The organism is Lentilactobacillus kribbianus, from assembly GCF_013184075.1.
GTDB lineage: Bacteria > Bacillota > Bacilli > Lactobacillales > Lactobacillaceae > Lentilactobacillus > Lentilactobacillus kribbianus.
This window is the reverse complement of sequence record NZ_JABEQQ010000001.1, coordinates 104,353-117,793: the sequence shown is the minus strand read 5'-3', so window position 1 is coordinate 117,793 and position 13,441 is coordinate 104,353. Positions and strand designations below refer to the sequence as shown.

General features: G+C 36.6%; 14 protein-coding genes and 1 tRNA gene. 9 read left to right on the top strand and 6 right to left on the bottom strand.

The features are described from left to right. Positions 1 to 76 precede the first annotated feature (76 nt). From HII32_RS00680 to HII32_RS00670, 3 genes are all read left to right on the top strand, one after another. Entirely contained in the window at positions 77 to 1,078 is a 1,002-nt protein-coding gene (locus HII32_RS00680; RefSeq protein WP_172187329.1) for a Gfo/Idh/MocA family oxidoreductase, read from the top strand. A gap of 18 nt (positions 1,079 to 1,096) precedes the next feature. Beyond that, the gene (locus HII32_RS00675; protein WP_172187327.1) at positions 1,097 to 2,431 is read left to right on the top strand and encodes a DEAD/DEAH box helicase; all 1,335 of its coding nucleotides are present in this window, start codon (positions 1,097 to 1,099) and stop codon (positions 2,429 to 2,431) included. 46 nt (positions 2,432 to 2,477) lie between these two features. Continuing rightward, positions 2,478 to 2,550: transfer RNA gene (locus tag HII32_RS00670), tRNA-Arg, on the top strand. 75 nt (positions 2,551 to 2,625) lie between these two features. On the opposite strand, the gene HII32_RS00665 is transcribed toward HII32_RS00670, so the two are convergent. From HII32_RS00665 to HII32_RS00650, 4 genes are all read right to left on the bottom strand, one after another. Next, positions 2,626 to 3,231: a DUF3862 domain-containing protein gene (locus tag HII32_RS00665; RefSeq protein WP_172187325.1), complete on the bottom strand. Its 606-nt coding sequence runs from the start codon at positions 3,229 to 3,231 to the stop codon at positions 2,626 to 2,628. A gap of 77 nt (positions 3,232 to 3,308) precedes the next feature. Further along, the gene (locus HII32_RS00660; protein ID WP_172187323.1) at positions 3,309 to 3,677 is read right to left on the bottom strand and encodes a DUF805 domain-containing protein; all 369 of its coding nucleotides are present in this window, start codon (positions 3,675 to 3,677) and stop codon (positions 3,309 to 3,311) included. Between the two features lie 131 nt (positions 3,678 to 3,808). Continuing rightward, entirely contained in the window at positions 3,809 to 4,222 is a 414-nt protein-coding gene (locus HII32_RS00655) for a GtrA family protein (protein WP_172187321.1), read from the bottom strand. 3 nt (positions 4,223 to 4,225) lie between these two features. Beyond that, complete coding sequence (locus HII32_RS00650; protein ID WP_172187319.1) at positions 4,226 to 5,167, bottom strand: glycosyltransferase family 2 protein; 942 nt, start codon at positions 5,165 to 5,167, stop codon at positions 4,226 to 4,228. Between the two features lie 228 nt (positions 5,168 to 5,395). On the opposite strand from HII32_RS00650, the gene wecB reads away from it, so the two are divergent. Further along, positions 5,396 to 6,538, top strand: a complete 1,143-nt coding sequence (gene wecB / locus HII32_RS00645; RefSeq protein WP_172187317.1) for a non-hydrolyzing UDP-N-acetylglucosamine 2-epimerase — start codon at positions 5,396 to 5,398, stop codon at positions 6,536 to 6,538. Further along, positions 6,538 to 7,449 (top strand): YihY/virulence factor BrkB family protein, encoded by a 912-nt coding sequence (locus HII32_RS00640; protein ID WP_172187315.1) that lies wholly within the window; start codon positions 6,538 to 6,540, stop codon positions 7,447 to 7,449. The genes wecB and HII32_RS00640 overlap by 1 nt, the downstream gene beginning before the upstream one ends. A gap of 1 nt (position 7,450) precedes the next feature. On the opposite strand, the gene HII32_RS00635 is transcribed toward HII32_RS00640, so the two are convergent. Further along, a complete protein-coding gene (locus tag HII32_RS00635) occupies positions 7,451 to 7,915 on the bottom strand; it encodes a flavodoxin (RefSeq protein WP_172187313.1) in 465 nt (154 codons plus the stop codon). Positions 7,916 to 8,005: 90 nt separating this feature from the next. Here HII32_RS00635 and recX point away from each other — a divergent pair, with 90 nt between their 5' ends. From recX to HII32_RS00615, 4 genes are all read left to right on the top strand, one after another. Further along, positions 8,006 to 8,809 (top strand): recombination regulator RecX, encoded by an 804-nt coding sequence (recX, locus tag HII32_RS00630; RefSeq protein ID WP_172187311.1) that lies wholly within the window; start codon positions 8,006 to 8,008, stop codon positions 8,807 to 8,809. A 91-nt stretch (positions 8,810 to 8,900) separates the two neighbouring features. Further along, complete coding sequence (locus HII32_RS00625; protein ID WP_172187309.1) at positions 8,901 to 10,028, top strand: AI-2E family transporter; 1,128 nt, start codon at positions 8,901 to 8,903, stop codon at positions 10,026 to 10,028. A gap of 111 nt (positions 10,029 to 10,139) precedes the next feature. Then, on the top strand, positions 10,140 to 10,550 hold the full coding sequence (gene tagD / locus HII32_RS00620) for a glycerol-3-phosphate cytidylyltransferase (protein ID WP_172187307.1): 411 nt from the start codon (positions 10,140 to 10,142) through the stop codon (positions 10,548 to 10,550). Positions 10,551 to 10,699: 149 nt separating this feature from the next. Then, on the top strand, positions 10,700 to 12,274 hold the full coding sequence (locus HII32_RS00615) for a peptide chain release factor 3 (RefSeq protein ID WP_172187305.1): 1,575 nt from the start codon (positions 10,700 to 10,702) through the stop codon (positions 12,272 to 12,274). 59 nt (positions 12,275 to 12,333) lie between these two features. Here the strand turns inward: HII32_RS00615 and HII32_RS00610 are convergent, their stop codons facing one another. After that, on the bottom strand, positions 12,334 to 13,272 hold the full coding sequence (locus HII32_RS00610) for a magnesium transporter CorA family protein (RefSeq protein ID WP_172187303.1): 939 nt from the start codon (positions 13,270 to 13,272) through the stop codon (positions 12,334 to 12,336). Positions 13,273 to 13,441 lie beyond the last annotated feature (169 nt).

Below are 13,441 nucleotides of genomic sequence, written 5' to 3'. Positions count from 1 at the left end.
GTTCAGCTGTTGAAGGTATTCTTTAGAAAAAAACATTGATATACTGGAAGTATATTACAACAGAGGAGGGATTATCGTGATTAAATTAGGAATTATTGGTACTAATTGGATTACACAACAATTTATTGATGCAACGCAGTCAGGAACAGACACTAAGCTAACCAGTGTTTATTCTCGGACTATGAAAAAAGCTAGAACGTTTGCTGACCATAACCACGCTGCAGAAGCATTTGATGATATGGAGCAATTCTTTAGTGAAGGTAGCTTTGACACAGTATATATTGCATCACCAAACAGTCTGCACTTTGCTGATGCTAAAAAAGCCATCCTAGCTGAAAAAAATGTGATTGTTGAAAAACCAGCTTTTGCTAACCAGCGCCAAATGGCTGAAATTACTGAATTACTTAAGCAACATCCAAACGTGTTGTTATTTGAAGCTGCTCGGCAAATTCACACTAGTAATTTTAAAGCGATTGAAAATCAAGTCGCTAAAATGCCAGTTATTCAAGGTGCTGAATTTACTTACGAGAAGTACTCATCCCGTTACGATAATGTGTTAGCTGGCGAAGTACCCAACGTATTTTCTAAGAAATTTGCTGGTGGGGCCTTACAAGATTTAGGTGTCTATACAGTTTACGATGCGGTCACTTTGTTTGGCATGCCAGAAGATGTTGCTTATTACCCACAATTAGTTGCTACTGGTGCTGATGGTAAGGGAACGGCTATTCTTCAGTATCCTGAATATAATGTCATTTTGAATTTTGGTAAGACAAGTAATTCTTATATGACTTCTGAAATTTATGGTCTAAAAGATACCATTGAAATCGATGATGCTGGTGAAATTGGTGACGTTGTTTACATTAATGACGAAGGCCAACGAGCTACGATTGGTAACGTTGACGAAATTAATCCAATGTATCCAGAGTTAAAGGACTTTGAACGGGTAATCAATAATCCTGATGACCCACAAAATAGATTGGACTATGACCGTTGGTATCAATTAATGGTTAATGTGAATAAGGTCTTATTTAACCTACGTCAAGACGCTAACATTGTCTTTCCAGGCGATGAACAATAGAACGGAGATAAACCGATAGTGCAATTAGAATTTGAACAGCATGCTCAAAAATTAGGTTATCAATCACAGACTGCTATTCAAACGGCGGTTTTTGAACCGCTAGTAAATGGTAACAGTGTTTTAGGAATTGCTCCCACTGGTTCCGGAAAAACGGTAGCTTTTACAGTGCCATTATTAGAACGAGTAGTTCCAGGAGAATTTACTCAGTTAATTGTTTTAGAGCCGACCGCTGAATTGGCTTCTCAAACCAGCCAAGTAATGGCTGATTGGGCCAAGGTAACCGATGTCGCAGTTTTATCGTTATTGGGTGGTGCCAATATTAAACGGCAAGTGGAAAAATTAAAAGGACATCCAGAAGTAGTCGTTGGTACACCGGGACGAATTTTGAACTTAATTGAGTTAGGAAAACTCAAAGTTAATCGAGTGACTACGATTGTGGTAGATGAGGCTGATAACTTATTGAATGAAGATTCTTTTGATCAGGTTAGAAGCATTGTTGATCATGCTCCGACCGATGTTCAATTAGGTTTCTTTTCGGCCACAACGAACCAAGTGTTAAATGAATTAAATAAATGGTTTATTCCAACAGTATCAACTTTTGATGTGCGAGATATTGATGATACTCAAGGCGAGGTGCAGCATCAATCGCTGGTAGTATCTAATGGTAAGAAATCACAAATGTTGATTCGCTTGTTGCATCAACCTAAGTTCAAAGCCTTGGTCTTCTTTAATCAAACGGCGACGCTGGAAAAAACGGCTAGCTTCTTACGGCATAATCACGTTGCAGTAGGGAAGTTGACTGCTGATCAACGACAAACGGCTCGGCAAAAAGCTATTAGTGATTTTCGTAAAGGTAAGTTACGTTTATTATTAACTACTGATGTAGCGGCACGAGGCATGGATATTGCTGAGTTGCCAACGGTAATTAACTATGATTTACCCAATGATGAAAGACTTTATGTTCATCGTAGTGGTCGAACTGGCCGGATGGGCCATTCTGGTCAAGTAATTAACTTTGGTGATGATCATGATTTACGTGATTTAAAACGGTTGATTAAAGGAGCGGGGTATGAATTAGTAAAGGTTTACTTTACCAATAATCAATTGACGACAACCCGTCCACAAAGTAATGGTAAAGTTGATACTACTAATACTCCAAAAACAACTAAGGTGACAACTAGTAGTCAGACTGGCAACAAGGCTGATACTTTCACAAAAGCAGCTGCAGCACCGAAAAGGAAACGGACTGAATCTGCTAAGACGGTTACACCAACAGTTCCAACTAAAAAGAAACATAATAAAAAGCATTCTAAGCGCAAGGGAATGCGTCATAAACGTGAACAATCGAAGTAATCTTTACAATTTCGGTAATTAATGAGAAAATAATTACCGGTTTGTTGGTCCCGTAGCACAACTGGATAGGGCACCCGCCTCCTAAGCGGATGATCCCGGTTCGATTCCGGGCGGGATCATAATAGCAAAAATAAAAAAAGACACCGATATTTTCGGTGTCTTTTTTATTAATTATTTAAAATTATTCATTTAGTTTATTCTGCAGCAGTCTTTTTAAATAACAGCTTATTGTTAGTAAATGACATTAGGACTTCTTTTTTACCCGTTGAATATCTTAATGTTTTGATGCTCCCAATATCTGATTTGACGTCTGATTCACCAATTGGAACACCTAACTTATTTTTAGCTTTAGTATAAGTGTCATTCTTTTTAATTTCATTTAATGTTTTAGTAGATATTTTTGGTGATTTATTGTTGTTAGCGTAACTCTTAGAAATTGCTTTACCATCTAAAAATTCAGCCGACATCTTTAAACCATTTTTAGCTTTACCAACACTATTCCAAGTATAAATTGTGGTTTTGTCAGTAGTACCTTCTAAAGTAGATTTTTGAGTACTGTTAGGGTCACCATAGTATGCTTTAACCACTTTTTCAGTAGTACCACCTTTACCTTTTTTATTTTCACTACCTAATTTAATTTCATTGTATTTTAAAATAGCTTCCTCAGTATTATTTGCTTTTTGGATAATTTTGGTAGTAGAGGAATGGTCTTTTTCTTTAGAGCTAGTAGACTTGGACCCGCAAGCAGTTAAAGTAACGACGGATAAAAGTGCGGCAGAAATAGTAATAACCTTTTTCATAATAATATCCCCCAATAATAATTATGTTCGGCTTTTTAAGACATCAGTGTTTGGTCTCCCCCTAAAGATTTAGATAACTAGTTACTCCAACGACTATCGTTATTAGTTGGTAATACAAGTAAAACGAACATCCAGATGTCCCCAATAATTGGAATTATTTCAATCAAAATCCACCAACCAGATCTGTTAGTATCATGTAATCGGCGAACCTTAACGGACCAATTAGCTAGCCATAATAGAACGGAAATAGCACCGTAGATACTATTAATACCAATGTCTTTCAAAGTATAATAGTCTCCAGGATGGCCAAAAATGGCTTGCAATACAACCCCAATAATTGCTCCTAAAATAGCGTTAATCACAACAGGCCACCAATAATCAGGCCGATCAGAGGTTCCCGAAAAATTAACGATATTAGTCCAGTAACGCTTGTATGATTCAATCATAATAAATACCCCCTATATAATTTATTGATACTATCATAAATATATTTGGATAAAGACAAATGTGCAAGAATTCAGACTTGAAATAAATAAAAATCCTCCACTATAAGTGGGGGATAAAAGTTTAGTAAATATTATTGATTTTTCTTAGCAAATACAACTAGCTTGGACCAAAAATAGTTCACAATTACGACAACCACGTTATCGATAATTTTGACGACAATCTGATTACCGTGTAGTAGTGAAATCCCAACGCCTAGAATAATCATTTCTAATAATAATGTAGCGACTCGACCTAAAGTAAACGAGAAGAACTCTTTTACTGCTTGGCCGCTACCTTGAGATTTGAAGACAAACGCTTTGTTGGAATAAAAGGCCACTACTACCGAGATGAACCAGGCAATGGCATTGTTGATTTGATAATTCCAACTGGTGAAGTGGTGAAGTAACGCGAAGATGCCAATATTAACCACGGTGGTAACTACACCCCAAAACAGGTAAGAAATAACTTCGCGGTACTGTTTGAATTTAGCTATTATCCATTTCATGAATTAACGTTTCTCCTCAACAACATAGGCTGGACGATGCTTGGTCTCTAAATAAATCTTACCAATATATTTACCGACAATGCCTAGACAGAATAATTGAATTCCGCTTAAAAAGAGAATAATGGAAACGGTAGAAGCCCAGCCACTGACAGCATCACCAAAAGCCAAGGCGCGAATTACTACAAATAACAAGCCGATGATAGAAAGGAAACTGATGATTACTCCCATAATGGTGGCCATTTTGAGAGGAACATCGGAAAAATCAACCACAGCTTCTAATGAATATTCAAATAATTCAAAAATGGACCAAGAACTGGTACCAGCTGAACGTTCAACGCCTTCATATTCTAAGTATTTAGTCTCAAAGCCAACCCATGCAAAAATCCCTTTGGTGAAACGATTATATTCTGGTAACTCTAAGACGGCATCAACGTATTTACGACTCATTAAACGATAATCGCGCACATTTTGTTTCATTTCAACATCTGACATCTTATTAATTAGCTTATAAAATGAAGATGATAAAAAGGCACGAATTGGATTTTGTTTGCGGGTAGTTTGAACACTCCCAACACATTCATATTCGCCGCTTTCCACAATCGGAACCATTTGCAGTAAAAGCTCCGGTGGATCTTGTAAATCAACGTCCATAACGGCAACCATATCACCACTGGCGTTATCAAAACCAGCTGAAAAAGCGGCTTCCTTACCAAAATTACGTGAAAAAGATATGTAATGAACTGTTTCGGGATGGTCTGCTTGTAATTTACGCAAAACATCCAGAGTGGTGTCAGTGGAACCATCATTAATAAAAATGAATTCGGGGACGTATGTTTCAACATTTTGTTCATTAAGCTGTTCAAACACCGCTGTAGTGGTATCGTAGTAAATATTAATAGTTTGTTCCTCGTTGTGACACGGAACGATTAAACTAATTGTTTTCAAGATAATCCTCCAAAAGATGGTCAATAATCAAAACTTATTTATAATTGCGTAGTAAAATAACAAAATGAATATACGAATGGTTTAAAGTATTATTTAATTTTACCAAATCAATGTAATAATACGCCATACTAGAGAATTATATCATATTAAGGAAAACTTTTATTTACTCTTAATAAATTAAAACACCAAACAAATTTGGTATAATTAACCGGATAGAGGAGGCTAACCATGAAACAACCGATTAAGGTGATGACAATCTTTGGTACAAGACCAGAGGCTATTAAAATGGCTCCAATTATTTTAAAAATGCAGCAAATGTCAGACCAATTTAAACCAGTAACGGTGGTTACTGCGCAACACCGGGAAATGTTAGATCAAGTTTTAGCTATTTTTCATATTATTCCTGACTATGATTTAAATATTATGCAATCAAAACAAACCCTTAGTGATATCACTACAAAAGTGATTCAACAATTAGATCCCATCACTGCTAAGGAACAACCAGATATTATTTTAGTTCATGGTGATACTACTACCACTTTTGCGGCCAGCGTCAGTGCATTTTATCACCAAATTCAAGTAGGTCATGTGGAAGCCGGATTAAGGACCTGGGATAAGTGGTCGCCATATCCTGAAGAGATGAATCGCCAGTTAACGGATGTATTGGCTGATATGTATTTTGCCCCCACGGAATTAAGCAAGGCCAATTTATTAAAAGAAAATCATCCCAAAAATGCCATCTTTGTAACTGGTAATACGGCGATTGATGCTTTAAAACAAACGGTAAGTGCGGATTATAAGCATGATGTTTTGACCGAAGTTAGTGAAGTTAACAAAATGATTTTACTGACTATGCATCGACGGGAAAATCAAGGTGAGCCGATGCGACGCACGTTTGAAGCCATTAAAAAGGTAGTGGCTAACCATCCCGATGTTGAGGTGGTTTATCCAGTTCATTTAAGCCCTAGCGTGCAACAAATTGCTCATGAAGTGTTTGATGGCGTTTCACGAGTGCACTTAATTGAGCCACTTGACGTATTAGATTTTCATAACATGGCTGCTCGCAGTTACTTTATTATGAGTGATTCTGGGGGAGTTCAAGAAGAAGCCCCTTCACTGGGCAAACCGGTTTTGGTATTACGAGATACCACGGAAAGGCCAGAAGGAATTGAAGCTGGCACCTTAAAGCTAGTTGGTACGGATCCAGCTACCATTACTACTGCGATGAATGAATTACTGGATGATCCTAGTGAATATGAACGAATGGCAACGGCTAAAAATCCATACGGAGATGGCCAAGCGGCCGAACGAATTTTAATGGCAATTGCCGATCGTTTTTCCAATAACGCGAGAAATAAGAGCACTAAGTGATGAAACAGGGATTAGATAATGCGAAACGCTTTATTGCTTCATTGATTAGTCATTATAAATCGGGAAATATTTCGGATTCTGCCGCTGTTTTGGCTTTTTATACCTTACTTTCCATCTTTCCCATTATTATTTTATTGGGCAGTTTGTTGCAGTTATTTCATTTTGATACGGATCAGATATTAACTTATGTAGCACCAGTATTTCCGGACAGTATTTATTCGTTTTTAAAACCGATTATTGAATCTACTATTAGTTATAGTACGGGACAATTTTCAACTGGTTTGATTTTAACGATTTGGTCAGCGTCGCGCGCAATTGCGGCCTTTCAACGGACTATTAATAAAACTTATGGGGTAGCGGAAAATCAAACGGCAATTTCTAATCGAGTGTTATCCTTTGTTTGGATGCTAGTATTAATCGTTATTATCATATTAATGCTATTATTCTTTACATTTGGTCAGTTGATTGTGGAATGGCTAACACCTAGACTAAAATTACCTCATTTTATTAATTCATTTGTGGGAACGGTTAAATGGCCGGTAACTATCGGTGTTTTATGGCTCCTGCTCACCGTTATTTATTATTTTGTGCCTAGTGCTAAAGTCCGATTGCGTTATGTTTGGATTGGGGCCTTAGTTGCTACCATGGGGTTAATGGTACTATCTCAAGGTTTTAGTATTTATGTGAAATACTTTGCTCAATCCGTGACAGCTTACAAAACCATTGGAACTTTTATTGTTTTAATGTTTTGGTTAGATATTTCTGGCCTCATTATGTTGTTTGGTGGGGTAGTGAACGCGACGATACAAGAATTACGAATGGGCAAGATTCAAGAGCAAGCGGATGCCATTGCCCAGGTAATGACGCGTGCACGCAAATTGACTAGAAATAAGAACAAAAGCAACGACTAGTTTAGTCGTTGCTTTGCTGTTTTTGAGCCGCAAGAATTAAATCATCACTGAATTCATCTAAGGCTTCAATATCATGGCCATCAGGTTCCAAATTGATTTTAATGTTGTCAGTGGCTTTTATAGCACCAGCTTTCTTAAAGGCATCGTCGAAACGATCCACGGCAACGTTAAAGTATTCTTCATAAAAGGTGTCACCAGACCCAGCAACCCCATAGATTTTTTCTGATAAATCTAATTCTTGTAAATCGTCAAAAAAGTCTAAGCCTTCTTCTGGTAGAGCACCTTCGTCATAAGTATAGGGACAAACAATGCAGATATCACATTCTAAAAAAACGTTAGCATCAGTTTGAGAAATTTCGGTTTCGTTAACTTCAATGCCACGGTCTTCCAGGCGTTCAGTAATGATATCGGCAATATCTTCGTTATTTCCCGTAATAGTAGCATAAACTACGTGAGCAGTAATCATAGTAATCTTCCTTCATTAACGTATTTAATTTCAGTATATCAAACACAGACCGAAAATACCTAGTGAGGAATTGAAAGGAGGTTGTGATTTATGATTCCTAAAATCAGTAAGATTGAAGCCCAGAAACGAAAAGGGCGTTACAACATTTATTTAGATGAAAAGTACGAATTTCCAGTGAGTGAAGATGTATTGATTAAGTACCAACTGTTTAAAGGAATGGAAATTGATGAAACATTAAAAACAGAGTTAATCAATGCAGATACGGTGTCCAAACTCTATGCTCGAGCGCTAAATTATTTAGCACACCAATTACGGACGGTAGCTGAGGTAAGAGAAAAATTAAGTGAGCTTACTGATGATGTTAATCGTATTGATGAAGTAGTGGCTAAACTAGGCGAACAAAGATTATTAAATGATCAAAATTACGCTGATAGTTACGTGCGAACGATTGTCAACGAAGGACAAAAAGGTCCGGGAGCCATTCGCCGTCATTTACAGACTAAAAAAGTGGCTAATTCGATGATAGAACAAGCTATCAACCAGTACTTTTCAACTAATGATCAAGTAGCCAATGGTACTAAAGTGGCAAAGCAACAATTAAAGCGTATGAAGCGAGAGTCTACCCGCCGCTCTTTGGACAAAACCCGGCAATTTTTATATCAACGTGGCTTTGATAGTGAAGTAATCGAAATCATTATGCAAGCTGTGGCACCAGTGGCAATTGAAAAAAATGATGAAGCAATTATTATGCCCGTGGCAGAAAAATACTGGCGTAAATATCGGGCACAAGAACCATATCAACGACGACAAAAAACCAAACAGGCTTTGTATCGGAAAGGATTTCAAATAGATGATATTGAAACTGCCCTTAATCAGTTAGCGGTTGAATCGTAAATGATGACTGATAACTATAGTAACAGTCGTTTTTAATTATCTAAACGAAATATGGTAAAGTAAAAGTGTTCATTTTTAATGGAGGTGACTTATGTTAGATCGAATCAAAAATTCTTCTTTATTTTTTTGGTCTTTAGAGATCCTTATTGTGGTGGCTATTTTAGCTCTATGTACTAAAATCAGTTTTATGTTTCGACCCATCGCAATCTTTTTCTCCACAATTTTTGTACCCATTGTTTTATCAGGTTTTTTATTTTATATGCTGAATCCGATTGTCGATTTATTGATGAAAATTAAAATTGGAAAGAAAAATGTTTCTAGAACCTGGGCTGTATCATTAGTCTTTTTACTGTTAGTGGGATTAATTATTTTTGTATCAGTGGTCTTTATTCCCCGTCTAGTTGAACAAATTACTAATTTATTAACTCAGGTTCCTCACCTAGTTGATACCGTTAAAGAAATGGTTCATCAATGGACCCGGGATGCACATAATCAAAAATTAATGAAGCAAATTCATTTAAATTCTATAACCGATAAACTTAGTAGTGATGCCAACAAATATGTTAACGACATATTTAAGGGATTATCTACTGGTATTGGGGGCTTTATTTCTACGGCCACTAATGTGGTCATTATTTTGATCACCACACCGGTAGTATTGTTTTATATGTTAAAGGATGGCTACAAATTAAAGTTTAATATTCGCAAATTTTTACCGGAAAAAAGTCGGGATCAAATCATGGATTTACTGGGGCAAATGAGTGATACCTTATCCAAATATATCGGTGGCCAAATGATAGAATGTATCTTTGTGGGGACTTTTACTGCAATTGGTTATTTTATTATTGGGTTAAAATATGCGCTGTTATTAGGATTGATTGCGGGTATTTGTAATATTATTCCATATTTAGGACCATATATTGGTATTTTCCCAGCGTTAATGGTGTCACTAGCCAGTGGTAATATGATGTCTGTGGTTTACAACATTATTGTGGTATTAGTTGTCCAACAAGTTGACGGCAATTTTGTTTATCCTAATGTTATTGGTAAATCGTTACAGATTCATCCGTTAACCATTATCATTATTTTACTAGCTGCCGGTAACATTGCGGGCTTGTTAGGAATGGTTTTAGCGATCCCATTATATGCTGTGGTTAAAGTAATCGTGCAATATCTTTATAATATTTATCGATTATCACCCAGAACTAAAAAGGTATAAATTAACTAAGAATGATTGACGAAAGTCATGGATATGCTATTATTTAACGTGGATTGACTTTCAGGCATGATGAGTTTATTTTTAAAACGGAACTGAAAGAAGGAGAACATTATGACAAACGTTATTACTTACGGTACATTTGACCTGATTCATAAAGGTCATATTCGTCTATTGAAGCGAGCTAGTGAATTAGGGGACACTCTTACAGTGTGCTTATCATCAGATGAATTTAATGCCGAAAAGGGTAAAAAAGCTTACACATCTTATGAAGATCGTAAATACATATTGGAAGCTATCAAGTATGTTGATAAAGTAATTCCAGAGTATGAATGGGATCAAAAAATTAAAGATGTCCAAGAAAATGATATTGATATCTTTGTGATGGGCGATGATTGGAAAGGTAAGTTTGATTTCTTAAAAGACTACTGTGAAGTGGTTTATCTGCCAAGAACACAAGGTATTTCAACTACTAAAATTAAGGAAGACCTGGGTCTTTCTGATGCCAAAGATTGGAAAGCTTAATTATTTTTTTGATAGAAGTCGATAGTTACCAAGCATTTGTTTGGGTTGCTATCGACTTTTTGATTAAATTTAATAAAATCAGTGACTCTTTGGGAGCGCTTGGCTAAATATGATAAAATAAGATGATAAGTGGCTGAAAGGAAAATGATATGACGAATCAAAAATTAGCGCCGGAAGTTGAATCACGCCGGACATTTGCAATTATTTCTCACCCTGATGCTGGTAAAACAACCATCACCGAACAACTGTTGTTATTTGGTGGCGTGGTACGTGAGGCCGGAACTGTTAAAGCCCGTAAGAGTGGCAATTTTGCTAAGTCAGATTGGATGGAAATTGAACAAAAACGGGGAATTTCCGTTACTAGTTCAGTGATGCAATTTGATTATGCGGGCAAGCGAATTAACATTTTGGATACGCCGGGACATGAGGATTTCTCAGAAGATACTTACCGGACCTTGATGGCGGTCGATTCGGCTGTCATGGTAATTGACTCAGCAAAGGGGATTGAGCCCCAAACTAAAAAATTGTTCCAAATTTGTAAGATGCGTGGTATTCCCATTTTTACGTTTATGAATAAATTAGACCGAGATGGTCGTGATCCCATGGACTTAGTGGATCAATTAGAAGAAGTTTTAGGCATTGAAGCCTATCCGATGAACTGGCCAATTGGAATGGGAAAAACTTTAACGGGAATATATGACCGTTATAACCACCGCGTGGAGCTATACAATCATGATCAGGCAAGTGAATTAGTTGAATTAGATGATAACGATGAACCAATTAATCATGCCGAATTAGCTGATGATCAACAATTTCAAGAAAGCCGTGATAGTGTAGAATTACTGGAAATGGCTGGTAACGAATTTGATGAAGCTAAGATTGCTGCTGGTGATCAAACGCCGGTTTTCTTTGGTTCGGCTTTAGTTAACTTTGGAGTCAAAACTTTTTTTGATGCTTATTTAAATTTTGCTCCAGCACCTGAAAGTCATAAGACCCAAGAAGGCGAAGTGATTGAACCGACTGACGATAAGTTTTCCGGTTTCGTTTTTAAGATTCAGGCTAATATGAATCCTAATCACCGGGATCGTATCGCTTTTGTACGAGTATGTTCTGGTGAGTTTGAAAAGGGAATGGATGTGACCTTAGCCCGAACTGAAAAGAAAATTCGTCTCTCCAACGTGACTGAATTTATGGCTAATACTCGTGAAAATGTCACTACGGCTGTGGCTGGTGATATCATCGGACTCTATGATACCGGTAATTTTCAAATTGGTGACACCATTTATAATGGTAAGGGACAGATTAATTTCGAGAAATTACCACAATTTACGCCAGAATTATTTGTCCGTGTGGCGGCTAAGAACGTTATGAAACAAAAATCATTCCATAAAGGAATTCAACAACTGGTCCAAGAAGGGGCCGTTCAACTGTATACCTCTTATTCCACTAATGATTATATTTTAGGGGCTGTTGGACAACTACAATTTGAAGTGTTCCAATTCAGAATGCAAAATGAATATAATTCTGAAATTACCATTGAACCAATGGGACATAAAATCGCTCGTTGGATTGATCCAGAGCAACTAGATGAACGGATGTCATCATCTCGTAACTTATTAGTTAAAGATATTAATGGCGATCCGTTATTCCTATTTGAAAATGAGTTTGCTGAACGTTGGTTTGCTAATAAATATCCGGATGTTAATTTAACGGCAAAACTATAAAATAAATATTTACTAAAAAACCATTAAGGCAGTAGTTGACCTTAATGGTTTTTTTGATGTTAAAAATCTTTTCGTTTCAAATGAATGGTGATAATAATGGTAGCAATAACGGCAATTATCATCACTAACCAAAACCCGATTTCAGACTGTTCTCCTGGCAACCCACCAGTGTTCATGCCCCAAATACCGGATACTAATGTTGGGACTGAAATAATTAGGGCGGCTGAGTCGAGATATTTCATTAATTGATTTAGATTGTTATCCATCATATCCGTAAATAAGCCACCGATGGTTTCTAGGAGATCTTTATAGATAATGATGGATTGTTCGGCGTGTTTTTGATGTAACTTAATATTGGCTAACAAGTCCGGATTATTTAGTGCGGTCTTAAACTCAGTTTTATGCCAGAGATGGGCTAAAGTATCCTTTTGGTTGGTTAATGTATGGTCAATGTAAATGATTTCTTTATCGGTTTCCGCTAATTTGATTAACTCACTATTTTTAGTTGTGGTTCTGGCGGCAGTTTCTAAAAAATCAATGTTGGTTTTAATATCATTTAATTGTTGTTGATAGTTATTATAGGTAAGCTGAATGCTATAAGCAATTAAATCCTCGATGGATTGAATATCAGCTTTGAATTGGTCCAGTAATTGATCAAAAAAGTTGCTGGGGTGTTCGGAATAGGTGACAATATGTTGATCAAGTTTAATAAATATCAACGGTTCTAATCGTTGTTCAATGGTTTGAGAGCGATTAGCAGTAAGGTTAGTTAAAACTAGTAGATAATGTTTAGCAAATGAATGGTTACTTACTGGTTCTAAGCGAGAAATTGCCTGAGTTCGGTTAAGTGTCTGAAAAAAATCAGGAGGAAGGTGGTATTTTTGTTTAATCGTCATCTCTTCTGCTGCCGACGGTTGGTTTAACGCAATCCAGTTACTATAGGCTAATGATGTAGGATAAACACCTTGCTGGGCAGCAATACTAAATGATCTAATCATAACCTTTCCTCCTTAGTCAAAGTTCTTCTATATAATAACATCGTCATATAAAATCAAGCGGGTGTCAAAATTAATCTCCGAAGCTGCTGATTAAACAATTACGACATTCTAATGATTAAAATGAGGAAACATTGCAAAAAAGCTTATTAATGTTTATAATGCTTTCAAA